Below are 25,723 nucleotides of genomic sequence, written 5' to 3' on the forward strand. Positions count from 1 at the left end.
AATACCCCGTTAATCTTTTGCGCAGGACACGCACATGATCTCCCGTGAGCAACGCACGCCCCTGAGCGAATGGTGGTGGACGGTGGATCGGCTGCTGCTGGCGGCGTTCATCACATTGATGCTGGGCGGCGTCATCCTGTCGCTGGCTGCGAGTCCGCCGGTGGCGGCGCGCATCGGCCTCGATCCGTTTCACTTCTTCAACCGGCATGTTTTCTTTCTGATGCCGTCGCTCATCGTGATGCTGGGCGTGTCGTTCCTGTCGCCGCGGCAGGTGCGCCGCAGCGCGCTGATCGTGTTTACGATCAGCATCGTGCTGGTGGTGGCGACGCTGCTGTTCGGGCCCGAGGTCAAGGGCGCCAAGCGCTGGATTACCATTCTCGGCCTTAACATTCAGGCCTCCGAATCCCTCAAGCCTGCGTTCGTGGTGCTGGTGGCGTGGCTGTTCGCGGAATCCGCCAAGCGGCCTGAAATGCCTGCGACGTCGATGGCGCTCGGGCTGCTGCTAATGACTGTCACGCTGCTGGTGCTGGAGCCGGATTTCGGCCAGACCATGCTGCTGCTGATGGTATGGGGCGCACTGTTCTTCATCGCCGGCATGCGGATGATCTGGGTGTTCGGCCTGATGGGCGCGGGCGCGGTCGGATTGTTCGGCGCTTACCTGACTGTGCCGCATGTCGCGGGCCGCATCAGGCGCTTCATGGACCCATCATCAGGTGACACCTTCCAGGTTGATACCGCGATGGAGGCGTTCACCCATGGCGGCTGGTTTGGTCAGGGACCGGGCGAGGGCACCGTGAAGCGCATTTTGCCCGACAGCCATACCGACTTCGTGTTCGCAGTGGCGGCCGAGGAATTCGGAATCATCTTGTGTCTCGCGCTGCTCGCGCTGTTCGCCTTCGTTGTCATCCGCGCGCTGTCGCGCGCCTATGCCAGCGAGGATCTGTTCGCGCGCTTCGCGGCCGCAGGTCTTGCGATCATGTTCGGCATCCAGGCTGCGATCAACATGGCCGTGAACCTGCATCTGATGCCGGCGAAGGGCATGACGCTGCCGTTCATCTCGTATGGCGGATCGTCGATGATCTCGCTGGCTTACGGCGTCGGCATGCTGCTGGCCTTGACGCGGCAGCGCCCGCGCGTCGAAATGGAATCCATCAGCGCCGCCAACGCCGCGAACAGCTTCGCGTAACCCGCGAGTATTTCGATGTCTGACAGGCCTCTCATCATGCTGGCGGCGGGCGGAACGGGCGGTCACCTGTTTCCCGCCGAGGCGCTGGGCGTCGCGCTGATGAAGCGCGGCGTACGCGTGCGCTTGATGACGGATTCCCGCGCGCTGCGTTATGGCGGGATGTTCACGCGCGACATGATGGATGTGGTGCCGAGCGAAACCGTGCGCGGACGCACGCCGTGGGCGCTGGCGCGGACCGGCACGCTGCTCGCCGCCGGTGGCGCGATGTCGCTTGCCGTGCTGTTGCGGCGGAAGCCGAAGGCCATGGTCGGTTTCGGCGGCTATCCGACGCTGCCGCCCCTGATCGCAGCGAAGCTGCTGGGCATTCCGACAGTCATTCACGATTCCAATGCCGTGCTTGGCCGCGCCAACCGTTTGCTGTCGACGCGAGTCAGCGCGATCGCGACGTCGCTGCCGGGTGTGCTGGACCGCGATCCGGCGCTCGCCGGCAAGACGACCGTCACCGGCACACCGATGCGGCCTGCGATTCTCGCCGCCGCGGCCGTGCCGTATGTTGCACCGGATGCCGAGGGGCCGCTGCGGTTGCTGGTGGTCGGCGGCAGTCAGGGCGCCCGTGTGATGGCCGACATCGTGCCGGCGGCGATCGAGCGGCTGGAGCCGGCGCTGTGGCGCAGGATCAGTCTGGTTCAGCAGGTGCGCGACGAGGACATGGCGCGCGTGCGCGCGGTGTATGACCGGCTCAAGATCGAGGCCGAACTGGCGCCGTTCTTTACGGACTTGCCGGCGCGGTTCGCGGCCACGCATCTCGTGGTGTCGCGTTCGGGGGCGGGGACTGTGGCCGAGCTTGGTGCGATCGGACGTCCCTCGATTCTGGTGCCGCTGCCCGGCGCGATCGATCAGGACCAGCACGCCAATGCGGGCGTGCTGGAGACAGCCGGCGGCGCGATCCGCATTCCCCAGACCGAGTTCACGCCTGACCGCCTTGCTGCGGAGATTTCCGCACTCGCCGCCGATCCGGCGCGGCTGACCGCGATGGCCACCGGTGCGCGCACGGTCGGCAAGCTCGATGCCGCGGAGCGGCTCGCCGATCTGATGGTCAAGGTCGCGGGGATCTAGGTCTTCGCTTCCTAAAGCCGCACATTCTCCACGAGATAATCCAGAAACGCCCGCACGCGTGCGGGCAGCTGTCCACCATGGCCGACGAACACGGCGTGGATCGGTTCGAGATCGCCGGGATTGAAGTCTTCCAGCACCGTCATCAGTCGTCCCGCCTTGATATCCGCATCGACGTGAAAGCGGGCGAGGCGAGCGAGCCCAGCGCCCGCAATCGTTAGCCGCTGCATGGCTTCGCCGTCAGAGACCAGTGCATTGCCGACCGGCGGGATGGAGACGATGCCGCCGCTGCTGTCACGAAACGGCCAGCCGTCGATCTGTTTTGCAAAGCAGAAGCCGAGCATGTTGTGCTTGGCAAGATCGTCTGGCGTGCGCGGCGTTCCGTGCTCCGCGAGATAGGCGGGTGCGGCGACCACAACCATCCGGCTCTCGCCGAGTTTACGCGCGAGCAAACGGGATTCGCGCAAGGGGCCGACGCGAATGGCGATATCCGCGCGCTCTTCCATCAGGTCCACCACCGTGTCGGTCAGCGACACGTCGACGCTGACGCCGGGATGAAGCTTGAGGAATCCGGGCAGCAGCGGCAGCAGCCAGTGCAGCCCGAACGGCACGCTGGTGTTGACCCGCACCCGGCCGCGCGGAATCGCGCCGATGGCAGCTTCGTGTTCCGCCGCGTTGATGTCGTCGAGGATGCGGACGCTGCGGTCGTAATAGGCGGTGCCTTCCGGCGTCAGTTGCAGCTTGCGGGTCGAGCGGTTGATGAGGCGCACACCGAGTCGCGCTTCCAGCCGAGCCACCAGCTTGCTCACCGCCGAGGGGCTCATGCGGAAGGCGCGCGCCGCCGCGGAAAATCCGCCCAGCTCCACCACGCGGGCGAACACTTCCATCTCGCCGGATCGGTTGACGTCCTGTCGTGACATTGTGATTTCAATTCACAAATATTGTTACTTAGGCAAGTCTAGTTCACGAATGGCTTTGCGTCCACTTGTCGTGAATACCGGCGGTCGGCCGGATTCGCCCTGAGGACTCACCATGCCACTCGCACTCTATGCGCTCACCGCCGGCGCTTTCGGAATCGGCGTCACTGAATTCGTGATCATGGGCCTGCTGATCCAGGTCGGAGCTGATCTGGGCGTGTCCATCCCGTCCGCAGGCCTGCTGATTTCCGGTTACGCCCTTGGCGTCGTGGTCGGCGCTCCGGTCATGACCATCGCGACCGCGCGCTGGCCGCGCAAAACCGTTCTGCTCGCGCTGATGGCCGTCTTCACCATCGGCAATGCCGCGTGCGCCCTCGCGCCCGACTACTGGACGCTGATGGCGGCCCGCGTGCTGACCGCGTTCGCGCACGGCACGTTCTTCGGTGTCGGCTCGGTGGTTGCGACAACGCTGGTCGCGCCCAACAAGAAGGCCTCGGCGATCGCTGTGATGTTCACAGGCCTCACGGTTGCGAATATTCTCGGCGTTCCGTTCGGAACGTGGCCGGGGCAGGGCTTCGGCTGGCGTTCGACATTCTGGGCGGTGACGGCGGTGGGCGTCGTCGCGTTCGCGATCATTGCTGCATTCGTGCCGAAAGATAAGGCCGCGCCGGAACCATCGACGCTGCGCGACGATCTTGCCGTGCTGGGCCGGCGCTCGGTGTTGGTCGGCTTGTTGACCACGGTGCTGAGCTGGGTCGGCGTGTTCGCGGTGTTCACCTATGTCGCGCCGATGCTGACCAAACTCGCGGGCTTCCCGGACGCCGCCGTCTCGCCGATTCTTCTGGTGTTCGGCGCGGGGCTTGTCGGGGGCAATCTCCTCGGCGGAAAGCTCGCGGACAAATGGCTGATCCCGTCATTGTTCGGCACGCTGTTGCTTCTCGCTGTCGTGCTCGTGCTGATGACCTTCGCAACGCATAATCAGGTCGCCATGGTGGTGTTCGTTGGCCTGCTCGGTGCGGCCGGTTTCGCTACCGTGCCGCCGTTGCAGATGTGGGTGCTGGAGAAAGCATCCGGCGCTGGACAGTCGCTGGCGTCCAGTTTCAACATCGCAGCATTCAATCTGGGCAACGCCATCGGCGCGTGGCTCGGCGGCGCGGTGATCGATCACGGTCCGGGGCTGGGTGCCATTCCCTGGATCGCGGGGCTGGTGCCGCTGGCGGCGCTGGCGCTCGTGCTGTTCAACCAGTGGCTCGATTCGCGGCAGGCCCGGCTGGTTCCCGTGGCGGCTTGTCCGGAAGCCGCCGAGTAACCGGTGGATTCGGCTCCTTCGGGCCTGATTTGAAAAGAATCGTGCTATTTTTCTGCGCTGGCCGGGCTTGTCCCGGCCAGCTTCGTCTGTTTGAAGGACGCCTTGGATGCCCGGGCCGGGCCGCGCATCCCGATGATCGGAAGAATTTTTATGAGACTGCCGCGCGAGATCGGACCCATTCACTTCGTCGGTATCGGCGGCATCGGCATGAGCGGCATCGCCGAGGTGCTGTGCAACCTCGGCTACACGGTGCAGGGCTCGGACGCCTCGGAAAACGCCAACGTCACCCGGCTGCGCGACAAGGGCATCAAGATCAGCATCGGCCACAAGGCAGAGAACGTGAACGGCGCGGACGTGATGGTGGTCTCGACCGCGATCAAGCGCGACAATCCGGAGCTGATCGCCGCGCGGGGCTTGCGCATTCCGGTGGTGCGTCGTGCCGAAATGCTGGCCGAACTGATGCGGCTGAAAAGCTGCATCGCTATCGCCGGCACTCATGGCAAGACCACGACGACCTCGATGGTCGCGACCCTGCTGGATGCGGGTAATATGGACCCCACCGTGATCAACGGCGGCATCATCAACGCCTACGGCACCAATGCGCGTCTCGGCGCGGGCGACTGGATGGTGGTGGAAGCCGACGAGAGCGACGGCACGTTTCTCAAGCTGCCCGTTGATGTCGCCATCGTCACCAATGTCGATCCCGAGCATCTCGATCACTTCAAGACCTTCGACGCCGTGCAGGAAGCATTCAAGGATTTCGTCGAAGGCGTGCCGTTTTACGGCTTCGCGGTGATGTGCATCGATCATCCGGTGGTGCAGGCGCTGGTCGGCAAGATCGAGGATCGCCGCATCATCACGTACGGCGAAAACCCGCAGGCCGACGCGCGGCTGATCGATCTCGTGCCGTATAGCGGCGGCTCGAAGTTCAAGGTTGCGTTCCGCCACCGCAAAACCGACGTCGCCTACGAGATTTCCGATCTGGTGCTGCCGATGCCGGGACGGCACAACGCGCTGAACGCGACGGCGGCGATCGCCGTCGCGCACGAGATCGGCATTTCCGATGAGGCGATCCGCAAGGCGCTTGCCGGATTTGGCGGCGTGAAGCGGCGCTTCACCAAAACGGGAGAATGGAACGGCGTCACCGTCATCGACGATTACGGTCATCATCCGGTGGAAATCGCCGCCGTGCTCAAGGCCGCGCGCGACTCGACCAAGGGCAAGGTGATCGCCGTGGTGCAGCCGCATCGCTATACGCGCCTGCAGTCGCTGTTCGAGGAATTCTGCACCTGCTTCAACGATGCGGATACGGTGGTCGTCGCGGACATCTATGCGGCCGGCGAGGACCCGATCCCGGGCATCGATCGCGATTCATTCGTGCTTGGCCTGCGCGCGCACGGCCACCGCGAGGTGATTCCGCTCGAAGGACCTGCGAAGCTAGCGCCGCTGGTGCGCGATATTGCCAAGCCGGACGATTTCGTTGTTCTGCTCGGCGCGGGCAATATCACGCAGTGGGCCTACGCGCTGCCGGGCGAGTTGAAGGCGTTGGAAAAATAGCGTGAGTTTCCCCGACATCAGCGCCGATCTGAAATCCGCGATGCCCGATCTGCGCGGACGATTGCTGGCGAATGAATCGCTTAGCCCCCTGACGTGGTTTCGCGTCGGCGGCCCGGCGCAGATCCTGTTCACGCCCGCGGACGAAGACGATCTCGCTTACTTCCTGTCGAAGCTGCCGCAAGAGATTCCGGTTTATACCGTCGGCGTCGGCTCCAACCTGATCGTGCGCGACGGCGGCGTGAGCGGCGTCGTCATTCGCCTGTCTCCCAGAGGTTTCGGCGAAGTCAAAGCCGATGGCGACACACTCCGCGCGGGGACCGCTGCGCTCGACAAGCGCGTCGCGGAAGCCGCGGCGGCCGCCAACATCGGCGGGCTGGAATTCTATTTCGGGATTCCCGGTTCGATCGGCGGTGCGCTGCGCATGAACGCCGGCGCCAACGGCGGCGAAACCAAGGACGTTTTGGTTGAGGCGAGGGGCGTCACGCGTGCGGGCGAGAAGGTGACGTTCTCGAATGCCGACATGAAATTCGTCTATCGCAATTCAGGCGTCGACATGTCGGTGATTTTCACCTCTGCCTTGTACCGGGGACGCGTCACCGATCCAGAGACGATCCGCGCCCGTATGGCCGAGGTTCAGAACCACCGCGAGACCGCGCAACCGATCCGCGAGAAGACCGGCGGATCGACATTCAAGAATCCGCCGGGTCACAGCGCGTGGAAATTGATCGATGCGGCGGGGATGCGCGGCTTTCGCGTCGGCGGTGCGCAGGTATCGGAGATGCACTGCAATTTTCTGATCAACACCGGCGACGCGACCGGGCACGACATCGAAACGCTCGGCGAGACCGTGCGTGCGCGGGTGAAGGAAAATTCCGGCATCGATCTGCATTGGGAGATCAAGCGGATCGGACTGGAGCGCGCGTAAGCGCTCACTCGCTCAAGGACTGCAGCGCCTTGATCGGTTCCGGCGATACCTGGAACGCGCCATCGAACGGATATTCCTGAAGCGCAAGAATGCCGAGGGTTACGACGGCGGCGGTCGAGAACACCATCAGCGATGCGAAAAAGGCGCGCGGCTTCTCGAGATGAACGAGGGCGATCGCAACCTGCGTGATCAGGCCGAGCGCAATCACCACGAGCCATTTCAGATCGTTGGTATGATCCGACGAAAGCGCGAGACGATCGTTGCGCGCTGTGCCGACGCGAAGCGCTGCGGTGAGCAGCGCGGACTGGACGGCCGGTCCGGACTCTTTTGCGATCGACGGAATACTGACCTCGCGCAGAAGGTTGTCATAGGCGGCGGCGGTGGAGGGCGAGAGACGCATCGCGTCCATCGCCGGCCATTCGTCCGCGACCACCGAGGTCACGTAGGTCTTCAGCGCGGTGCGGATGGTGCGCATGTCCGAGACGGACGCGACGCTGAGTGTATGGATATTGCGCAGCTCGCCGGCCTCGGCATGGACCACGCGGTAAGCCTGTCGTCCGCGCTCGGCCACATCGGCGGCGAGGAAGCCGGTCAGCAGCGCGAACAGGATCGCGGGCCCGCTGAAGAAGGGCGCGACAACGCCGGTCAACGATTGCACGGGACGGGCAAACGGGCGGCAAAAAGTGATCCACGCCAGCAGCAGGGTCATGCCGAAATACAGCCCGATCAGGACGAGGAAAACTCCGGCGGGGGACATGTCGAGCCACGCTCTGATCATGAAAATAACCTTCTTTTTGACGCCGTTGCTGATTCCGGATTCGGCGCGGGCGGACACTATCTGAATCGCGGCAGCTTGGTCATCGGCTCAAATCAGCGTAGGTAGGGCGAATTGGGAGAGATCATGAGTCAATTCAAACACGTCGCGGTACTGATGGGCGGATGGTCGTCCGAACGCGAAGTCTCGCTGCGTTCGGGCAAGGCCTGCGCCGATGCCCTGGAGCGCAAGGGCTACCGGGTCACACGCATCGATGTGCAGCGGGACATAGCGACCGTGCTCGATCAGTTGAAGCCCGATGCCGCGCTGGTGATGCTGCATGGCCGGCCGGGCGAGGACGGTACCATTCAGGGCGTGCTCGAAACGCTCGGGATTCCCTATTCGCATTCGGGCGTGCTGGCGTCGTCGCTGGCGATGCAGAAGGATCTCGCGAAGACGGTGATGGCGACGGCGGGGGTGCCGGTGCCGGAAGGGCTGACGCTGACTCGCACTGAGGTGGCGAAGGGGCATGTCATGGCGCCGCCTTATGTCATCAAACCGGTGGCGGACGGCTCCAGTGTCGGGGTTTTTATCGTCACCGAGGCCCACGCCCATCCGCCGCAGGAACTGTTCCGCGACGACTGGCCCCACGGCGACCAGCTTCTGGTCGAAAAATACGTCGCCGGGAAGGAACTGACCTGCGCGGTCATCAACGGCGAGCCGACCGGGGTGATCGAGATCGTACCTTTAATCAAATTCTACGATTATGAGGCAAAGTACTCTCCGGGCGCATCAAAACACATCCTGCCTGCACCTATTTTACCTTTTGTTTACCAGGAAGTCCGAAGGTTAACGCTGGCGGCGCATGTGGCGCTTGGCTGCCGGGGCGTAAGCCGTGCGGATTTCCGTTACGACGACCGCATCGAGGGTATTGGGGGATTGTCCTGCCTCGAGGTGAACACCCAACCCGGCATGACCGAGACGTCACTTGTTCCAGAGCTTGCTGCGCATGCAGGCGTAACATTTGACGAGTTGGTGCAATGGATGGTGGAGGACGCCTCTCTCGGTCGTTAAGCCGGACGAGGTCCCAGTCTAATCCTCAGACAAGGGTCGCTTCCGCGACCCAGCGCCCGCGCGCCCGCGGGCAGGCCTCTGCACGCCGCACCAACACCTCCATTTCCCGCTATGAAGAGCCGCACTGGATCGCCGTGCTGGAACGCCGGCGTCCGCGCGGCTTCGGGCTCGCTGCGACCGCCTTGGTGCTGATTGGCGCCATCGTGATGGGCGTGACAAAGGGCGGACATACCGACGACGTTCTCGGCGCTCTGAGCGATACCCGCAACGCTGCGGCCAATGCGATCGGTTTCCGGATCACCAGCGTTGCGATCACCGGCCGCAAGCAGTTGACGCAGGATGAAATTCTCGCGGTCGGCGGCGTCAACGGCCGCTCGTCGCTGCTGTTTCTCGACGCTGCCTCTGCGCGCGACAAGCTGAAGGCCGATCCGTGGATCTCCGATGCCACGGTTCAGAAGCTTTATCCGGGCCGGCTGCAGATCGACATCACCGAGCGTTTGCCGTTCGCGCTGTGGCAGGAAAACGGCCGCGTGTCCGTGATCTCGGCGGACGGCACCGTGCTTGAGCCATATGTCGCGCGGCGCTTCGTGTCGCTGCCGCTGGTGGTGGGCAAGGGCGCTGAAACCCGCGCCAGGGATTTCCTGAACCTGCTGGGGCAATACCCGCAGGTCCGTTCCCAGGTGAAGGCCATCGTGTTCGTCGGCGAACGCCGCTGGAATTTGCGTTTGGCGGACGGCATCGACGTGCGGCTGCCGGAGTTCGAGGTCGAGAAGGCGCTGGCGACCCTGTCGAAGATGGACAAGGAGACCGGCCTGTTCTCGCGCGATATCACCGCCATCGACATGCGGCTGCCGGATCGGCTGACCGTGCGCCTGTCGGAGGATGCGGCAAAGGCGCGCAACGACCTGCTCAAGGACAAGAAACCGAAGAAGGCTGGAAACGCATGACCAGTCTTGATCGCGTCCAGACCCCGAAGACCCGGCAGATGCCGCCGAACAAGACGGCGCTCGTCGCCGCGCTCGACATCGGCACCAGCAAGATCGCCTGCCTCATCGCGCGGCTGAAGCCGTGCCCGCCGAGCGATGCGCTGCGCGGCCGGACCCATGCGGTCGAACTGATCGGGCTGAGCCATATCCAGTCGCGCGGCGTCAAGGCTGGCGCGGTGGTCGATCTCAACGAATGCGAGCAGGCCGTGCGCCAGGCGGTGGCGCTGGCGGAGCGGATGGCCAAGGTCCGCGTCGAATCGGTCTTGCTGTCGGTATCGGCCGGCCGCCTGCAGGGCGATATGGTCGAGGCTTCTTCGGAATTGCGCGGCGGAGGGGTGACTCCCGCCGACATGAGCCGCGTCATCAGCGCCGGCATGCATCATGCGACGCCGCGCGGACGCACCGTGCTCCATGTCCTGCCCGCCAGCTACTCGCTGGACGGCGTGAAAGGTGTCCGTGACCCGAGCGGAATGGTCGCACGCCATTTCGGAATCGACATGAACGTCATCACCACCGACGCAACGGCGGCGAAGAACCTGATGCTGGTGGTCGAGCGCTGCCATCTCAACGTCGAAGCGATGGCTGCCGGGCCTTATGCGTCCGGATTATCGGTTCTGACCGACGATGAAGCCGATCTCGGCGCGGCTGTGGTCGAGATGGGCGCGGGCACCACGACGATCGCGACCTATTCGGCGGGGCAGTGCGTTCACGCCAGCGGTTTTGCGGTTGGCGGACAACACGTCACGATGGATTTGGCGCGCGGTTTAGGCGCGTGCATTGCGGATGCCGAGCGAATCAAGACGTTATATGGCACCGTGCTCACCGGTGGTTCTGACTCGCGCGAAGTCATGAGTGTGCCAACGGCCGGAGATCACGACCGGGACGAGCCGCAGATTGTTTCCCGCGCCACGATTGCCAACATCGTGAAGCCGCGGGTCGAGGAGATTTTTGAAATGGTCAGGGACCGGCTCGCGGATTCCCCCTTTGCGGCAGAGCCGCGGGCGCGAGTGGTATTGACCGGCGGCGCGTCGCAGCTCACCGGCATTCCCGAACTTGCCAGCCGCATTCTGAGCCGCGAGGTGCGCATCGGGCGTCCGCTCGGTTTCGCCCGGCTGCCCAACGAGGCCAAGAGCGCATCCTTCGCGGTGCCGACCGGCCTCCTGGTCTATCCGCAATTCGCACACCTAGAACACGTCGAACCGCGGCACACGCGGCAGGTCATGACAGGGACCAACGGCTATTTCGGAAAGGTCGGCAGATGGCTTCGAGAGGGCTTCTGATGATCTCAACACCGGATCGGACCATTCCATCAACCGCTTTGGCGTGCAGCCTAAGCCCCCACGCGCGCGCATAATCGAGAGGCAACCATGACCATCAATCTCACACCCCCGGATGTTCGCGAGCTGAGGCCCCGTATCACAGTGTTCGGCGTCGGCGGCGCGGGCGGCAATGCCGTCAACAACATGATCACCGCCGGTTTGCAGGGCGTCGATTTCGTCGTCGCCAACACCGACGCGCAGGCCCTGACCATGTCCAAGGCCGAACGCATCGTGCAGATGGGCACCCAGGTCACCCAGGGTCTCGGCGCCGGTTCGCAGCCGGACGTGGGCGCCGCAGCTGCCCAGGAAGTGATCGATGAGATCAAGGACCATCTCTCCGGCGCGAACATGGTGTTCGTCACCGCGGGCATGGGCGGCGGCACCGGCACCGGCGCAGGCCCCGTGATCGCCGCGACCGCGCGTGAGATGGGCATCCTCACCGTCGGCGTCGTCACCAAGCCGTTCCACTTCGAAGGCCAGCGCCGCATGCGCACCGCGGAGGCCGGCATTGCCGAGCTCCAGAAGGTGGTCGACACGCTGCTGATCATCCCGAACCAGAACCTGTTCCGCGTCGCCAACGAGAAGACCACGTTCGCAGACGCCTTCGCGATGGCCGACCAGGTGCTCTACTCGGGCGTTGCCTGCATCACCGACCTGATGGTCAAGGAAGGTCTCATCAACCTCGACTTCGCCGACGTCCGCGCCGTGATGCGCGAAATGGGCAAGGCGATGATGGGTACCGGTGAAGCCACCGGCGAGAAGCGTGCACTGACCGCGGCGGAAGCTGCGATCGCCAACCCGCTGATCGACGATTCGTCGATGCGCGGTGCACGCGGCCTGCTGATCTCGATCACCGGCGGCAAGGACCTCACGTTGTTCGAAGTTGACGAAGCCGCCACCCGTATTCGTGAAGAGGTCGACAACGACGCCAACATCATCGTCGGCGCAACGTTCGACGAGAGTCTCGATGGCGTTATCCGCGTGTCGGTGGTCGCCACCGGCATCGATACCGTGGCCGCCAGCCGCGCGACGACTCCTCCGCAGGTCACCAGCGGCGGAGCGCCGGAAAGCCGCCTCGCCGAACTGACCGCACGTCTGCGCGCTGACAACCAGCGCATGGCAGAGCGGGCACAGCAGCAGAAGCAGGCTGCGACCACTGCCGCGCCGGCGCCTGTGCGCGCCACCGCCGACCAGATCGATCGCGCCGCGCTTGCGGCGATCGCCGAAGCCGTGTCGCCGTCGACCCCGGTTCCGATGCAGCCCGCCGCCTATGGCGACGTCAGCGTGCGTCCGATCCCGCCGAAGCCGTCGCTGTTCCCGGATCACGAGGAGCCGATGAACCTGCAGGAAGCCGCTCCGCCGGCATCCTTCATTCCACAGCCTGCCGAACGCATGCCGCTTCGTGCGCCGCGCATGCCGCAGTTCGAGGAATTGCCGGTGCCTGCCCAGAATCAGATCCGGCAGGCCCGCGGCGAAACCGCCGAGGAGCATCCACCGCAGAAGCGCGCCTCGCTGTTGCAGCGTCTGGCCAATGTCGGCCTCGGCCGCCGCGACGAGGAAAGCGAACCGCCGATTGCAGCGCGCGCCTCCGGTCCGGCGATGCCGACGATGCCACCGCTGCCTGAGCGCAAGCCGCAACGACCGGTTCCCGCCGAGTTCGGTGGTGCTGGTGGCCCGGTATCCGAGTACGCCCGCCGTCCGGCGCCTCAGGGTCTTGATTCGCACGGCCGTCCGGCTCCGGTCGCGCCCCAGAACGGTGGCGAGGACCATCTGGATATCCCCGCCTTTTTGCGACGTCAGGCCACCTGAGGTTTGTTACAATCCCTGAATGCTCCAATGCCCCGGCCAAAAGCCGGGGCATTTTGCTGACAACCAGCGTCCTGACGGAGTTCGTAAATTAAATATTTGTTTTTGCTGGTAAAATCTGCAAGTTGCGGTGGCCCTCAGACCGTCTGGAAGGTGCCGGCGGCCGACTAAATGGGCCAGACCGGCGGCGCGAATGCGGCGAGTTTGGGGTAACAATCTGTAAACAACCGTGAGTAGCGCTCCCGCGTGCAGGGGTTAAGGTTCTCGCACTTTGGGGATGATCCTTGGTCGCACCGCCGGCTCAACAGGCGAAACCAGTTCGGTTACAGCGACTTGGGATGACTAAAACTTTGGGCAATCGGGAATGAAATCGAGTCGGCAGACAACGCTCCGGTCGCAAGTCACCGTGACGGGCATCGGCGTTCATTCTGGAACTCCGGTCAGCGTCACGATCGGACCAGCCGACATCAATTCGGGCTTTGTCTTCACCCGCGCCGATCGTGAAGTTGCCGCCATCGCGGCCTCCGTCATCGCCACCGATTTTGCAACCGTCCTGGGCGACCATCAGGGTGCGTTCGTTTCCACCGCGGAACACGTTCTGGCCGCGCTGCGCGGCATGGGCGTCGATAACGCCACCATCGAAGTCGATGGACCCGAAGTGCCGATCATGGACGGCAGCGCCGCTCCCTTCGTGGATGCGATCGATCGCGCCGGTATCGTGCAGCAGAACGCCGCCCGCCGTTTCATTGAAGTTCTGAAGCCGGTGCAGGTCGAACTCGGCGAATCGTTCGGCGAACTTCGCCCGTATGCCGGCGGTTTCCGCGCTGAACTCGAAATCGATTTCGCCAATTCGCCGATCGGCCGTCAGGCTTACGCGTTCGACCTCGACGCCGACAGCTTCCGCCGCGACATCTCCCGCGCCCGCACCTTCGGCTGCATGGGCGATGTCACCAAGCTCTGGAGCGCCGGTTACGCGCTCGGCGCATCGCTTGAGAATTCCGTGGTGTTCGACGAAACCCGCGTCCTGAACACCGAAGGCCTGCGCTACGCCGACGAATGCGTCCGCCACAAGGTGCTCGACGTGGTGGGCGATCTGGCGCTGGCCGGTCTGCCGCTGATCGGTCTCTATCGTTCGGTGCGGGGCGGCCACAAGCTCAACCATGCCGTGCTCACCGCCCTGATGGCCGACCGCCATGCCTGGCGGGTGGTGGAAGCCACCGAACCGGTGCTCGAACGCCCGGTTGTAGCCCGCCGCGCACGCGGCCACGCCGATGTCGCTGGCGGCATGGTCGCCGCGGCCTTCGCGCCGGACGTATCCTGAGCGCTCGCCGCTCGCGGGCTTTCCGGAACTCCCGGTTTAACCAATTCGTCGCGAAACCAAGGCATTGTTGGACCGCGGCAATCCGCCTTAATCCCGGCGAATTGTCCGCCTATCCGGTTGGTTAAGGTCCGTTTTTCAGTTACATAGGCGCGCTGGACGAGCCTCGGGATTGTTCGTGCCGCGATGACGGCAGCAGGCGTGTCAGCAACCCAACCCGTGTCGGGATTTCACACTCAGGTCGGCTTAAACGTATGACGCTCGAACTGCGCAACACTTCCGACCCGTCCCTCATGAGCCGCATCGGCCGTCAGGCGCGCCTTGCGTTCGGGCTGATCGTCCTGACTGTGCCGCTCAGCGGTTGCGGCACCGGCGCGATCTGGGACAAGTATTTCGCCAAGGAAGAAACCTTCGTCGATGAGCCGGCGGACAAGCTCTACAACGAGGGCTTGTACCTGATGAACAAGAAGGGCGACCGCAAGTCGGCGATGAAGAAGTTCGAGGAAGTGGATCGCCAGCATCCATATTCCGAATGGGCGCGCAAATCGCTGCTGATGTCGGCCTATGCGGCTTACGAGAATGGCGATTACGACGAGTGCATTTCCTCCGCCAACCGCTACGTCGCGTTGCATCCCGGCAGCCCGGACGCCGCCTATGCGCAGTATCTGATCGCGGCCTCGAATTTCGACCAGATTCCCGACGTGTCGCGCGACCAGGGCCGCACCGAAAAGTCCATTGCCGCGCTTGAGGAAGTGATCCGCAAGTATCCGACCTCGGAATACGCCACCAGCGCCAAGCGGAAGATCGAGGCCGCCCGCGACCAGCTCGCCGGCAAGGAGATGACCGTCGGCCGCTGGTACATGGACAAGAAGGACTACACGGCCGCCATCAACCGCTTCAAGGTGGTGGTGACGCAGTACCAGACCACGCGCCACGTCGAAGAAGCGCTGGCCCGTCTCACCGAGGCCTATATGGCGATCGGCATCGTCGGCGAGGCCCAGACCGCCGCCGCTGTGCTTGGCCACAACTTTCCTGACAGTCGCTGGTACAAAGACGCCTACAGTCTTGTAAAGTCCGGCGGACTCGAGCCGACCGCCAACAAGGATTCCTGGATGACCCGGGCGTTCAAGAAGGTCGGCCTCGGCTAACTTCGAACGCCTCAGGACTAACCCCGCATGCTGGCCCGGCTTTCGATCCGCGACATCGTCCTGATCGAGCGGCTCGATATCGATTTCCTCAAAGGCCTTGCTGTCCTCACCGGCGAAACCGGTGCGGGCAAATCCATCCTGCTGGACGCGTTCGCGCTCGCTCTCGGCGGACGCGGCGATGCAAGTCTGGTTCGCCATGGTGCGGAACAGGGGCAGGTCACGGCCGTGTTCGATGTGCCGAAGAAGCATCCCGCCAGCGCCATTCTGCGCGAGAATGGCCTCGACGATACCGGCGAGATGATTCTGCGCCGCGTGCAGCTTGCCGACGGGCGCACCCGCGCATTCCTCAACGATCAGGCGATCAGCGTGCAGACCCTGAAAGCGGTCGGCACGACGCTGGTGGAAATCCACGGCCAGCACGACGAGCGCGCGCTGGTGGACACCGCTACGCACCGGCGGCTACTCGATGCATTCGCTTCGCTTGAGAAGGACGTCAGCGCGGTCGAGGCCCTGTGGGATGCGCGCCGCACCGCCCGCGCCGCACTCGATGAGCATCGCGCCGGGATGGAGCGTGCCGCGCGCGAGGCCGACTATCTGCGCCACGCCTCCGAGGAATTGAAGAAGCTCAATCCGCAGGAAGGCGAGGAGACCTCGCTGGCGGAACGCCGCACCGTGATGATGCAGGGCGAGAAGGTCGCGGAGGATCTGCGCGAGGCGCAGGCCGCGGTCGGCGGCCCGCAGTCGCCGGTGTCCGCACTCGCCGCCGCCGTACGCCGGCTGGAGCGCCGCGCGGGCAGCGCGCCGTCGCTGATCGAGCCTGCGGTGAAGGCGATGGACGCCGCGATCAACGCGCTCGAAGAGGCCGACCAGCACCTCAATGCAGCGCTCATTGCCGCCGACTTCGATCCGCTCGAACTCGAGCGCATCGAGGAACGGCTGTTTGCGCTCCGAGGTGCGGCGCGGAAATACTCGACGCCGGTCGATGCACTGGCGGCGCTGGCGCAGCGCTATGCCTCGGACGTCGCGCTGATCGACGCGGGTGCGAACCAGCTGAAGGTTCTGGAAAAGGCGGCCGCCGCTGCCGACCAGGCTTACGACGCTGCCGCGCAGAAGCTTTCCGCTGCGCGCAACAAGTCGGCCGAGAAGCTCAACAAGGCGGTCAACGCCGAGCTTGGTCCGCTCAAGCTGGACCGCGCGAAGTTCTCCACGCAGATTGAATCCGATCCCGCATCGCCGGGGCCGCAGGGCTTCGACCGCGTCGAATTCTGGGTGCAGACAAATCCAGGCACCAAGCCAGGCCCGCTGATGAAAGTCGCGTCCGGCGGCGAACTGTCACGGTTCCTGCTGGCGCTGAAGGTCGTGCTGTCGGATCGCGGCTCTGCGCCGACGCTGGTGTTCGATGAAATCGACACCGGTGTGGGCGGTGCTGTGGCCGACGCCATCGGCGCGCGGCTGGCGCGGTTGGCCGAGAAGGTTCAGGTGATGGCCGTGACCCATGCGCCGCAGGTGGCGGCGCGCGCGGACCAGCACTTGCTGATTTCCAAGGACGCACTCGACAAGGGCAAGCGCGTGGCCACAAGCGTGGCGACGCTGGCCAAGGATCACCGCCGCGAAGAAATCGCGCGGATGCTGGCCGGCGCGGAGATCACCGCCGAGGCGCGCGCGGCGGCGGAACGACTGCTCAAAGCTGCGACCGCGTGAGTTCGCTGTCATGGCCGTGAAAGCAAAAAAAGCCCCCGTTGCCGTCGACAAGCTGACCGAGACGCAGGCCAAGGTCGAACTGGTGCGTCTTGCGCTTGAGATCGAGCGTCATAACGAGCGCTATTACCAGAACGACGCGCCGACCATTTCGGACGCCGATTACGATGCCTTGCGCCAGCGCAGTGACGCCATCGAGGTGCGGTTTCCGGGTCTCGTCACGCGGGACTCGCCGTCGCAGAAAGTGGGCGCTGCGCCGTCGGGCCGTTTCGCCAAGGTGCCGCATAGCGTTCCGATGTTGTCGCTGGGAAATGCGTTCAGCGACGAGGACATCACCGATTTCGTCGATCGCGTGCGGCGTTTCCTCAAGCTCGGTGAAGATGAGATTCCGGCGATCGTCGCCGAGCCGAAGATCGACGGGCTTTCGCTGTCGCTGCGCTACGAGGACGGTGAACTGGTGCGCGGCGCGACGCGCGGCGATGGATTTACCGGCGAGGACGTGACCGCGAACGTGCGGACCATGTCGGACATCCCGCACAAGCTGAAAGGCCGCAACATTCCGGCCGTCTGCGAAATCCGCGGCGAAGTCTACATGCTGAAGAAGGATTTCCTTGCGCTTAACAAGCGACAAGCGGAAGCCGAAGACACCGTGTTCGCCAATCCGCGCAATTCCGCGGCCGGCTCCCTGCGCCAGAAAGATGCGTCGATCACGGCCTCGCGGCCGCTGAAGTTCTTTGCCTATGCCTGGGGCGAAATGAGCGCGATGCCGGCGAAGACCCAGCACGAGATGATCGAATGGATCGGCAAGGCGGGTTTCGTCACCAATCCGTTGGTCACGCTGTGCGAAGACGTGGAAGGGCTGTTGAAGTTCTATCGTAAGATCGAAACCAAGCGAGCCTCACTCGGATACGACATCGACGGCGTGGTCTACAAAGTCGACCGGCTCGATTGGCAGGAGCGGCTCGGCTTCATCACCCGCACGCCGCGCTGGGCCATCGCGCACAAGTTCGCCGCCGAGCAGGCGACCACGGTTCTCAACGATATCGAGATCCAGGTCGGCCGCACCGGGGCGCTGACGCCCGTGGCGAAGCTTGCGCCCGTTACGGTGGGCGGCGTCGTGGTGCAGAACGCGACGCTGCACAACGAGGACTACATCAAGGGCATCGGCAACGACGGCCAGCCGATCCGCGACGGCGTCGATATTCGCATCGGCGACACGGTGGTGATCCAGCGCGCGGGCGACGTCATCCCACAGATTGTGAGTGTCGTCCTCGATAAGCGCCCGAAGACCGCGAAGCCGTATCAATTTCCAACGGTATGCCCGGCCTGCGGCAGCCATGCGGTGCGGGAGGAAGATCCCAAAACCGGCAGGCCGGATTCTGTCCGCCGCTGCACCAACTCGCTGGCCTGTCCGGCGCAGGCGAAGGAACGGCTGAAGCATTTCGTCGCGCGCAACGCGTTCGACATCGACGGGCTCGGCGACAAGCAGATCGAGGAGTTCTTTACCGACAGTCTGATTATGTCGCCCGCCGATATCTTCACACTGCAGAAGCGCGATGGGCGGTCGCAGAAGAAGCTCGCGGATCGCGAGGGTTTTGGCGCGACGTCGGTGCGCAACCTGTTCGCGGCCATCGATGCCCGGCGGACTATCGCTCTGCATCGGCTTGTTTTTGGGCTCGGCATCCGCCATGTCGGCGAGGGTAACGCCAAGCTGCTGGCGCGGCACTACGGAACGGTGGAAGCCTTCCGCGCGGCGATGATCGCGGCGGGCGAGGGGCCGCAGTCCGAGGCCTATCAGGATCTCAATGGGATCGAAGGTGTCGGCACGGTTGTCGCCAACGCGCTTGTCGAGTTCTTCGCCGAACCGCACAGCGTCAAGGCGGTGGACGATCTGCTCGGCGAGATCGAGGTCCAGCCCGCGGAAAAGGCCAAGACCGACTCGCCGATCGCCGGCAAGATCGTGGTCTTCACCGGCTCGCTGGAAAAATTCACCCGCGACGAGGCCAAGGCCACCGCCGAACGTCTCGGCGCGAAGGCGTCGGGATCGGTGTCGAAGAAAACCGACTATGTGGTCGCGGGGCCGGGCGCGGGCTCGAAGCTCGCCGAGGCGAACAAGCTCGGCGTCAAGGTGCTGACCGAGGACGAGTGGCTGGCGCTGGTCAGCGGAGCGTAATCGCCGCGCGGCGTCCTCAAAGCAATCCCGTGTCTTCTTCGTCGGCCTTGCGTTTCACGTCAGCAGTCAGGACCTTGCGCTGCCGGGGGGTCAGAAAGATCATCGTCGCCGCGCAGGCGAGCGACAGCGCGACGATGCAGATCGTGAGCGGGAGCGTGCTCCGGAAGTTGCCGCCCAGATACGCGCCGAACTGTGAGCACAGTGAGCCGAAACCCATCTGAACGAAGCCCATCAGCCCGGACGCCGTACCCGCCGCCAGCGGCCTCACACTGATGGCGCCCGCGGCCGAATGGGACATCACGAACGCGTTGGCGAACATCACCAGCATCTGCGTTCCGAACAGCCAGACCGGCGTTTGATCGAATCCCATCGCAGCCCAGAGCACGTTCAGCAATGCGCCGCCGATCTGGATGGCGAGGCCGAACCAGATCAACTGGTCGAGCGCGTAACGTTGAGATACGCGGGCGCTGCTCAGGTTTCCGATCAGGAATGCGAATCCGGTGACTGCGAACCACGCGCCATATTCTGCGGTGGTCCGGCCCATCTGGCTGACGACGAGATAGGGACCGCCGCCCGCGAACGTGAAGATGATCGACGAGGCAAGCACTTGGCACAGCGCGTATCCGATATACGCCCTGCTCGTGAGCAGGCTGCGTGAGTCCTTGATGAAACCGACGCTATCGCCGTCCGCGGCAAGGCGGCGGGTTTCCGGAAGCCCGAACGCGATGATCACCGTGACGAAGATCGATGCTCCCGCCATGGCGTAGAAGATCGAGCGCCAGCCGAAACTGGTTTCCAGAAGGCCGCCGATCAGGGGGCTGATCAATTGCGCGATCATCATCACGCCGATCACGAGGCTGATCATGCCGCCGACGCGTTCGCGCGGGTAGAGGTCGCGGATGACGGCGCGGCTCATCACCATGCCCGTCGCGCCGCCGACGGCTTGCAGAAAGCGCCCGGCGATCAGTTGCGGCAGTGTCTGCGCGAAAATGCAGACGATGGTCGCTGCCACCATCAGGCCCAGTCCCGCAAGCAGCACGGGGCGCCGCCCGAAACGATCGGATAATGGGCCTGTCACCAGCTGTGACATTGCCAACCCGACCATGAACAGCGAGACGTTGAGCTGCACGGCGGAGACATCGCTAGCAAACGTCGTCGCAAGGATCGGAAGAGCCGGGACCAGAATGTAGAGCGAGATCGGCGCGATGCCGTTCATCGCCACGAGCAGCAGCAGGATTTTCCAAGGTGCGGGCGTCGCAACTTTCGCGGCTGCGATCTCTATTTTTTCTTCAGTCACGTTATCCGGATTCTTTTTTCTATTAGTCAGCGCGCAGCCCAGTCGTCATCTCGTGTGAGTCATCGGCTCCGTCGCCGCATCGAGCCAGACTTTCGTCGCTTCATCGACGAGCGGGCGAATCTCGTCGCGCACCCGCGCGTGATAGGCGTTGAGCCAGCGCAGTTCCTGCTTGCTGATCCGGTCGGCGTCAATCAGCCGCCGGTCGATCGGCGCGAGCGTCAGGGTCTCAAACGCGTTCATCGGCTTTTCCGCGCCATCGATCTTCGCCTCGACCACCAGTTCGAGATTCTCGATGCGGATGCCGAAGGCGTTGGCCTTGTAGTAGCCGGGCTCGTTGGACAGGATCATGCCGCGTTTCAGCGGCGTGGTGCCGAGCTTGGAAATTCGCGCAGGGCCTTCATGGACCGACAGATAGCTGCCGACGCCGTGGCCGGTGCCGTGATCGAAGTCGATGCCGGCGTGCCAGAGGAATTGCCGCGCGAAAGCATCGATCTGCGCGCCGCTGACGCCGTCGGGAAACACCGCGCGGGCGATGGCGATGTGTCCGCGCAGCACACGGGTGAAGCGGTCGCGCATTTCGTCCGTCGGTTCGCCGATGGCAATGGTGCGTGTGACGTCGGTGGTGCCGTCTTCGTATTGCGCGCCGGAATCGATCAGCAGCAGGTCGCCCGGTGCGATGCGGCGGTTGGATTTGCGGGTGACCCGATAGTGCACGATGGCGCCGTTCGGGCCAGTGCCGGAAATGGTGGGGAAGGACACGTCCTTCAGCGCGCCGGTCTCGCGGCGGAAGGTTTCCAGCGCTTCGACAGCGTCGATCTCGGTGAGCTTGCCGGACGGTGCTTCCTGATCGATCCACGCCAGAAACTTCGCCAGCGCCGCGCCGTCGCGCTTGTGCGCCGCGCGGGTGCCGGCGATCTCGGCGGGGTTCTTGACCGCCTTGAGCATCGCGACCGGATCCGACACGCGCACCGGCTTGCCGCCTTCAGCGCTGATTAACCGGCTGAGCGCATCGGCGGCGGTGGCGGTGTCGAGGCCGATGGCCGCCTTGGTCTGCGCCAGTTCGGCAAGCCGCGGCATCAGCGCTTCCGGCTCTTCGACGCTCGCATTCTTTTCGAGATGATCGCGCGCACTGTTCGAGAGCTTGCGGTGATCGATGAAGATCGTGGCGCGGCCTTCTTTCGGGACCAGCGCATAGGATAACGGCAGCGGCGTATGCGCGACATCCGCGCCGCGGATGTTGAAGGTCCACGCCACCGCGTGAGAGTCGGACAGCACCAGCGCATCGACGGCTAGCCTGGCGATCTCCGTACGGATCCGCGCGAGTTTGTCGCCCTCACTCTCGCCAGCGAATTGCGCCGAGTGAACTTTCACCGCTCCGAGCGGCGGGGTCGGGCGATCCGTCCAGATCGCATCGACCGGATTGCTGTCCACCGCGACCAGCTCCGCGCCGGCCTTTTCGCAGGCTTTGGCGAGGCGCTCCGCTGCCGCCGAAGTGTGCAGCCAGGGATCAAATCCGAGGCGGTCGCCCCGCGCGAGATGCGCGGTCAGCCAGGTTTCCGGCGGCGGTTCGATCAGGGATTCGACGCTCCAGGCGGTCGTATCGACCTGCTTGGCGGCCTGCAGGGTGTACCGTCCGTCCACGAACACGGCCGCTTTCCCGGTCAGAACCACCGCCAATCCTGCGGAACCTGTAAATCCCGTCAGCCACGCCAGCCGCTCGTCGCTAGGCGGCACATATTCGTTTTGCTGACTGTCGGCGCGGGGAATCACGAAGCCCGTGAGCTGCCGGCGCAGCAATTCCTCACGGAAGGCCGACAGCCGCGCGGTCAGCGCCACGCCGCCTTCGGGTTCTTCGAATGTCTGGAACTGGGCTTCGAACATCGGTCAACCTTAAGAGGCGGGGGGTGTGGCGGCAATCGGCGGGGCCGGAATGGGGCCGCGCCAATTCGGAATGGCACGATCCGTGCTTTGTAATCACTGCCTGCGCATGACCCGCCAAAGTGTGAGCGGTTTGGCGATCAGGTCATGCGCCACTCTAAAAGGGAGCGCGATCGGACGCAAAACCGGGTGCCACTTTTGCTGATCGCGCTCTGGAAGGCTATTCTGAGGAACCATTTGAGAGCAACGATGCTTGAACGGAATGGACCTCGCGGAAACGCGGAGGGGTGTGTTTTTCAACTCAACGACGAGGGGATAGGGCATGCCAGCTTTTATGTTTGAGAAGATCTCGCCGCCGGCGCATCAGGGCAATATCCCGGCGGTGACGATCAAGGAGCCGCGCGGCGTCATCGTCCAGATGATCGACCGTCTGACGGAAAGCCGGCTGCAGCGTGAAGCGCGGCGTGCGAGGTCCGACATCACACCCCATCGGATGAAACGGGAGTAAGCCCGAGAGAAGCGCGCGATCTAGCGCCGTTGCATCAAGAGGCTGCTCCAGTTCTCGATCTGGATTCGCTTGAGCAGCTTCAGCCCCGCGCCGCTATAGGCGGCAACCACGCTGCTCGCTTGATGCGGCAGCAATCCCGACAAGATGACAAAACCCTGCGGAGCCAGGTGCGCCGCCAGCGCGGGCGCAAGCTGCCGCAGAGGATTGGCGAGGATGTTCGCCAGCACCAGGCCGAACGGGCCGTTGGCGGCAAAATGCGGCGACTGAAACCCGGTCGCATGGACAGCCTGGATCAGATTTCCGACGCCATTGAGATGCGCATTCTCGCGCGCCACGATCACTGAGCGTGGATCGATGTCGCTCGCCAGCACGCGCCGCCGCAGCGCCTTGGCGGCGGCGATGGCGAGGACGCCGGTCCCTGAGCCGAGGTCGAGGATGCGTTTGGGCGTGCGCTGGTGCAGCACCTGATCGAGCAGCAGCAAGCAGCCGCGGGTGGTGCCGTGGTGGCCGGTGCCGAATGCCAGCGCGGCCTCGATCTCGATTCCAAGTTTATTGACCGGCACCCGGTCGCGGTCGTGGCTGCCGTGGACGACGAAACGTCCGGCGCTGACCGGGACCAGATCCGCGAGGCTCGCCTTCACCCAGTCCTTGGTTTCGACCTTGCTGAAGACGATGGACTTCGCCGCTGCTTCCCCCGCCGTGTCGGTCACCAGCGCACGGATGACATCCTCGTCCGGGGCCTCGGCGAAATGCATGGTGACATCCCAGCGGCCGCCGGCCGCCTCGAAGGCGGCAATCGCCAGGTCGTGGCTGGGATAGCTCTCGGTGATGATATCCACAACGCGGCTGGCCGTACGCTCGTCGCCGATGGCGAAGGTGGCCTGGGTCGCGGGCGAGGGGGGCAATGAATTCACGGGGCGGTCCAAATGGCTGAAATCGCTGACTGCATCGCCCATTTCCCCACAGCCTGTCCACAGGTTACTGACCGGGTTAGCGGCAGTTCTTCACAGTTTGTTAACCGGGGTTTTCCACATCCTACTGAAACTTTAACGGGCCGGAAATTCACAGCTTATTCACAGGGTTATCCACAGCTTCTCAACAGCCGTTCGCGGCAGTTTTGCTTTCGGTTCAGGTGAAGATTCCCCGGTGGTCCTTGAGGATCACCTGCGCCGCATTGTGCCCCGGGGCACCGGTCACGCCGCCGCCAGGATGCGCGCCGGACCCGCAGTGGTAGAGCCCCTTGAGCGGCCCGCGATACCCCGCATGGCCCAGCATCGGGCGCGCGGAAAACAGCTGGTTGAGCGACAGCGCACCATGGAAGATGTCGCCGCCGAGCAGTCCGAAATCGCGTTCGAGATCGAGCGGCGACAGCACCTGCCGTTCGATGACGCTGCGGGCAAATCCGGGCGCATAGCGATCCACGGTCGCGATCATCAGGTCGGCGACTTCGTCGCGGTGATCGTCCCAGGATCGGCCGTCCGGCAGCTGCGGCGCGACGTGCTGGCAGAACAGACTGGCGACATGCTTGCCCGACGGCGCCAGCGAGCCGTCGAGGGTGGAGGGGATCAGGACCTCGATCACCGGTTCGCGGCTCCAGCCCTGCTGGCGGGCATCGAGCCAGGCGCGGTCCATGTAGCCGAGGCTCGGCGCAAGGATGATCCCGGCAGTGAGATGATCGCCTTCGCCGGGCAGCGCCTTGAATGACGGCAACGCGCCCAGCGCGACGTTCATCCGGAAGGTGCCGGACCCGTTGCGCCATGTCGTGATGCGGTCGAGGAAGGGTTTCGGCAGTGCGTCCGCCGGGATCAGCCGGGTATACAGAAGCTTCGGATTGACGCTGGAGGCGACATAGCGCGCGCGCACCGTCTTGCCATTGTCGAGGACCACTCCAACGGCGCGGTCACCCTCGACAATGACTTCGCGCACACCAGCGTCCGTCTCGATCTCTGCGCCATGGCCACGGGCCGATGCCGCCATCGCCTGCGTGATCGCACCCATGCCGCCGATGGCGTGGCCCCACAGCCCCTTCCGGCCGTTCACTTCGCCGAAGGCGTGATGCAGCATGACGTAGGCCGAACCTGCCGCGTAGGGGCTGGCGTAATTGCCGACGACGGCATCGAACCCGAATAGCGCCTTGACCAGATCGCTTTCAAAGACGTCGTCGAGCATGTCGCCGGCGGACCGCGTGAACAGGTCGAGCAGGGTGCGCTGGTTTTCCAGCGTCAGCCCGCGCAGGATATTGGCGCTGGTCAGCGCGTTGAACGCCTCACGCATGGCGTGAAGGCCAAACCCTTCGACTAGGTCCGGCGGCGCACGCAGCACGAATTTGCGCAGCACATCGGCGATGGTTTCCAATTCGTGGTTGAAATCGTCGATCCGCAGCGCGTCGCGTTCGCTGAATTTTGCGATCGACTGATGCGTCCGGCCATCACCGGTCAACAGGTAGCGGCCATCCGGTGCGGGCAGGAAGTTCTGCGCGCGGCGTTCCACGATCCGCAGGCCGTGGTGGTGCAGGCCGAGATCCGCGATGACCTTCGGGTTGAGCAGGCTCACCGTGTAGGCGGCAACCGAGTTGCGAAACCCGGGATGAAACTCCTCGGTCACCGCTGCGCCACCGACCACCTTGCGGCGGTCAACCACCTTCACGCGCAGCCCGTTCATCGCGAGATAGGCCGCGCAGGTCAGGCCGTTATGGCCCGCTCCAATGATGAGTGCATCGTAATCAGACATGGCCCAGTCATAATCTTGGCTAGCGCG

Annotated in this window: 20 protein-coding genes; 14 read left to right on the forward strand and 6 right to left on the reverse strand. The window is 64.2% G+C overall.

What is annotated here, in order from left to right; translation table 11 throughout:
* Positions 1–34 precede the first annotated feature (34 nt).
* Positions 35–1,186, forward strand: a complete 1,152-nt coding sequence (gene ftsW, locus HNQ36_RS23350) for a putative lipid II flippase FtsW (RefSeq protein ID WP_184089598.1) — start codon at positions 35–37, stop codon at positions 1,184–1,186.
* 15 nt (positions 1,187–1,201) lie between these two features.
* Positions 1,202–2,302, forward strand: coding sequence for an undecaprenyldiphospho-muramoylpentapeptide beta-N-acetylglucosaminyltransferase (gene murG, locus HNQ36_RS23355; protein WP_184089601.1), 1,101 nt, complete (start codon positions 1,202–1,204; stop codon positions 2,300–2,302).
* An 11-nt stretch (positions 2,303–2,313) separates the two neighbouring features.
* On the opposite strand, the gene HNQ36_RS23360 is transcribed toward murG, so the two are convergent.
* Positions 2,314–3,219 (reverse strand): LysR family transcriptional regulator, encoded by a 906-nt coding sequence (locus tag HNQ36_RS23360; RefSeq protein ID WP_184089604.1) that lies wholly within the window; start codon positions 3,217–3,219, stop codon positions 2,314–2,316.
* Positions 3,220–3,331: 112 nt separating this feature from the next.
* On the opposite strand from HNQ36_RS23360, the gene HNQ36_RS23365 reads away from it, so the two are divergent.
* The 3 genes from HNQ36_RS23365 (at position 3,332) to murB (ending at position 7,007) form a co-directional block, all read left to right on the forward strand.
* Positions 3,332–4,525, forward strand: coding sequence for an MFS transporter (locus HNQ36_RS23365; protein WP_184089607.1), 1,194 nt, complete (start codon positions 3,332–3,334; stop codon positions 4,523–4,525).
* A gap of 150 nt (positions 4,526–4,675) precedes the next feature.
* Positions 4,676–6,082 (forward strand): UDP-N-acetylmuramate--L-alanine ligase, encoded by a 1,407-nt coding sequence (gene murC / locus HNQ36_RS23370; protein WP_184089610.1) that lies wholly within the window; start codon positions 4,676–4,678, stop codon positions 6,080–6,082.
* Between the two features lies 1 nt (position 6,083).
* Positions 6,084–7,007: a UDP-N-acetylmuramate dehydrogenase gene (murB, locus tag HNQ36_RS23375; RefSeq protein WP_184089613.1), complete on the forward strand. Its 924-nt coding sequence runs from the start codon at positions 6,084–6,086 to the stop codon at positions 7,005–7,007.
* Positions 7,008–7,011: 4 nt separating this feature from the next.
* Here murB and HNQ36_RS23380 read toward each other — a convergent pair whose 3' ends face one another.
* Positions 7,012–7,785, reverse strand: a complete 774-nt coding sequence (locus HNQ36_RS23380) for a bestrophin-like domain (protein WP_184089617.1) — start codon at positions 7,783–7,785, stop codon at positions 7,012–7,014.
* Between the two features lie 123 nt (positions 7,786–7,908).
* On the opposite strand from HNQ36_RS23380, the gene HNQ36_RS23385 reads away from it, so the two are divergent.
* From HNQ36_RS23385 to ligA, 8 genes are all read left to right on the forward strand, one after another.
* Positions 7,909–8,835: a D-alanine--D-alanine ligase gene (locus tag HNQ36_RS23385; protein ID WP_184089800.1), complete on the forward strand. Its 927-nt coding sequence runs from the start codon at positions 7,909–7,911 to the stop codon at positions 8,833–8,835.
* Complete coding sequence (locus tag HNQ36_RS23390) at positions 8,802–9,782, forward strand: cell division protein FtsQ/DivIB (RefSeq protein ID WP_184089621.1); 981 nt, start codon at positions 8,802–8,804, stop codon at positions 9,780–9,782. The genes HNQ36_RS23385 and HNQ36_RS23390 overlap by 34 nt, the downstream gene beginning before the upstream one ends.
* Positions 9,779–11,101: a cell division protein FtsA gene (gene ftsA, locus HNQ36_RS23395; RefSeq protein ID WP_184089624.1), complete on the forward strand. Its 1,323-nt coding sequence runs from the start codon at positions 9,779–9,781 to the stop codon at positions 11,099–11,101. The genes HNQ36_RS23390 and ftsA overlap by 4 nt, the downstream gene beginning before the upstream one ends.
* An 87-nt stretch (positions 11,102–11,188) precedes the next feature.
* A complete protein-coding gene (ftsZ, locus tag HNQ36_RS23400) occupies positions 11,189–12,949 on the forward strand; it encodes a cell division protein FtsZ (RefSeq protein WP_184089627.1) in 1,761 nt (586 codons plus the stop codon).
* Between the two features lie 361 nt (positions 12,950–13,310).
* The gene (lpxC, locus tag HNQ36_RS23405; protein WP_184089630.1) at positions 13,311–14,267 is read left to right on the forward strand and encodes a UDP-3-O-acyl-N-acetylglucosamine deacetylase; all 957 of its coding nucleotides are present in this window, start codon (positions 13,311–13,313) and stop codon (positions 14,265–14,267) included.
* A gap of 251 nt (positions 14,268–14,518) precedes the next feature.
* Entirely contained in the window at positions 14,519–15,412 is an 894-nt protein-coding gene (locus HNQ36_RS23410; RefSeq protein WP_184089633.1) for an outer membrane protein assembly factor BamD, read from the forward strand.
* A 27-nt stretch (positions 15,413–15,439) separates the two neighbouring features.
* Positions 15,440–17,113, forward strand: coding sequence for a DNA repair protein RecN (gene recN, locus HNQ36_RS23415; RefSeq protein ID WP_184089638.1), 1,674 nt, complete (start codon positions 15,440–15,442; stop codon positions 17,111–17,113).
* 10 nt (positions 17,114–17,123) lie between these two features.
* Positions 17,124–19,283: an NAD-dependent DNA ligase LigA gene (gene ligA / locus HNQ36_RS23420; protein WP_184089641.1), complete on the forward strand. Its 2,160-nt coding sequence runs from the start codon at positions 17,124–17,126 to the stop codon at positions 19,281–19,283.
* Positions 19,284–19,299: 16 nt separating this feature from the next.
* Here ligA and HNQ36_RS23425 read toward each other — a convergent pair whose 3' ends face one another.
* Both HNQ36_RS23425 and HNQ36_RS23430 read right to left on the reverse strand, forming a co-directional pair.
* Positions 19,300–20,580, reverse strand: coding sequence for a Bcr/CflA family efflux MFS transporter (locus HNQ36_RS23425; protein ID WP_184089644.1), 1,281 nt, complete (start codon positions 20,578–20,580; stop codon positions 19,300–19,302).
* Between the two features lie 45 nt (positions 20,581–20,625).
* Positions 20,626–22,461: an aminopeptidase P family protein gene (locus HNQ36_RS23430; protein ID WP_184089648.1), complete on the reverse strand. Its 1,836-nt coding sequence runs from the start codon at positions 22,459–22,461 to the stop codon at positions 20,626–20,628.
* 319 nt (positions 22,462–22,780) lie between these two features.
* Between HNQ36_RS23430 and HNQ36_RS23435 the strand changes: the two genes are divergently transcribed.
* Entirely contained in the window at positions 22,781–22,966 is a 186-nt protein-coding gene (locus HNQ36_RS23435; RefSeq protein WP_046827277.1) for a hypothetical protein, read from the forward strand.
* Between the two features lie 20 nt (positions 22,967–22,986).
* Here HNQ36_RS23435 and HNQ36_RS23440 read toward each other — a convergent pair whose 3' ends face one another.
* The gene (locus HNQ36_RS23440; protein ID WP_184089651.1) at positions 22,987–23,922 is read right to left on the reverse strand and encodes a 50S ribosomal protein L11 methyltransferase; all 936 of its coding nucleotides are present in this window, start codon (positions 23,920–23,922) and stop codon (positions 22,987–22,989) included.
* Positions 23,923–24,094: 172 nt separating this feature from the next.
* The gene (locus tag HNQ36_RS23445) at positions 24,095–25,696 is read right to left on the reverse strand and encodes a phytoene desaturase family protein (protein WP_184089654.1); all 1,602 of its coding nucleotides are present in this window, start codon (positions 25,694–25,696) and stop codon (positions 24,095–24,097) included.
* Between the last annotated feature and the right edge of the window lie 27 nt (positions 25,697–25,723).

Origin of the sequence: Afipia massiliensis (genome assembly GCF_014203115.1) — a bacterium.
GTDB classification, from domain to species: Bacteria; Pseudomonadota; Alphaproteobacteria; order Rhizobiales; family Xanthobacteraceae; genus Afipia; species Afipia massiliensis.